The organism is Dietzia sp. B19, assembly GCF_014145155.1.
Classification (GTDB): Bacteria; Actinomycetota; Actinomycetes; order Mycobacteriales; family Mycobacteriaceae; genus Dietzia; species Dietzia natronolimnaea.
The window spans coordinates 1-1,287 of sequence record NZ_JAALED010000531.1; the positions used below are offsets into that span (position 1 = coordinate 1).

1 protein-coding gene is annotated in these 1,287 nt (G+C 70.1%); it reads left to right on the forward strand.

Going from position 1 to position 1,287, the window contains the following annotated elements:
* Positions 1–173: 173 nt before the first annotated feature.
* Positions 174–1,241, forward strand: a complete 1,068-nt coding sequence (locus G6020_RS14510; RefSeq protein ID WP_182611095.1) for a beta-ketoacyl-ACP synthase III — start codon at positions 174–176, stop codon at positions 1,239–1,241.
* Positions 1,242–1,287 lie beyond the last annotated feature (46 nt).

Here is a 1,287-nt window from a genome sequence, read left to right on the forward strand (position 1 = left end):
TGGCTCGAGGGCCTGGTCACGGACTGACCCGGGGGTGGCGGCCGATCGGCGACGAAACATCGCCGTCTGGTGCGACGATGTCCCCCGAGACAGCAGTACTGTGTCGGGGAGCACCAGCCGTGCGCCGACCACGAACCGCACGAACCGCACACCGACGAGGAGCACCATCTGCAATGGCGGATTCCAACGACACCGTGACCATCGCGACCAGCGAGGGCGCGCCCGGCACGACCCTCCTGGGCATCGGCGCCTACCGTCCACGTCGCGTGGTGAGCAACGAGGAGATCTGCGAGACGATTGACTCGAGCTCCGAGTGGATCTACGAGCGCTCTGGGATCCTCAACCGCCGCGTGGCGGAGCCGGACGAGACGATCGTCTCCATGTCGAGCGAGGCCGCCAAGAAGGCCGTGGCCTCCGCCGGCATCGATCCGGAGCTCATCGACGCGGTGATCGTGTGCACCTCCACCAACTGGACGCAGGTGCCGCACGCGGCTCCGCAGGTGGCCACCGATCTCGGCCGCAACGGCATCGCCGCGTTCGACCTGACCGCCGGCTGCGCGGGGTTCGGCTACGGCCTGGCCGTGGCCACCACCATGATCCGCGGCGGCGGCGCCCGGTACGTCGTGGTGGTGGGCGTGGAGAAGATGACTGACGGCATCGACTTCTCCGACCGCAACACCGCCTTCATCTTCGGCGACGGCGCGGGCGCCGTGGTGGTGGGCCCGTCGGAGACCAATGACGTCAGCCCGGTGGTGTGGGGGTCCGACGGCGAGAAGGGCGACGCCATCCGCCAGACCAAGGACTTCAAGCAGTACGTGGACGAGGTCGATGCCTCCGCGGCCGCCGCGCGCGAGGAGGCCGTGCTCCAGCCCTACCTGGTCATGGACGGCTCCAAGGTGTTCCGCTGGGCCGCCGTGCAGGTGTCCAAGGTGTGCGCGCAGACGCTGGAGACCGCGGGCGTGACCGCCGAGCAGATCCAGGCGTTCATCCCCCACCAGGCCAACGGCCGCATCAACTCGGCCATGGCCAAGCACCTCGGACTCCCCGACTCGGTCGCGATCGCCAACGACATCGAGCAGACCGGCAACACCTCCGCCGCCTCGATCCCGCTGGCGATGGAGGCCATGCTGCGCGACGGCGAGGCCCAGCCCGGTCAGGTCGCGCTGTGCATCGGCTTCGGCGCGGGGCTGTCCTACGCCGGCCAGGTCGTGCGTCTGCCCGCCGCACCGCCCGTCGACTGACGGCTCCTCGGCCTCAGGTCCGGTGCGTCCCGCGGCCCCGGTTCAC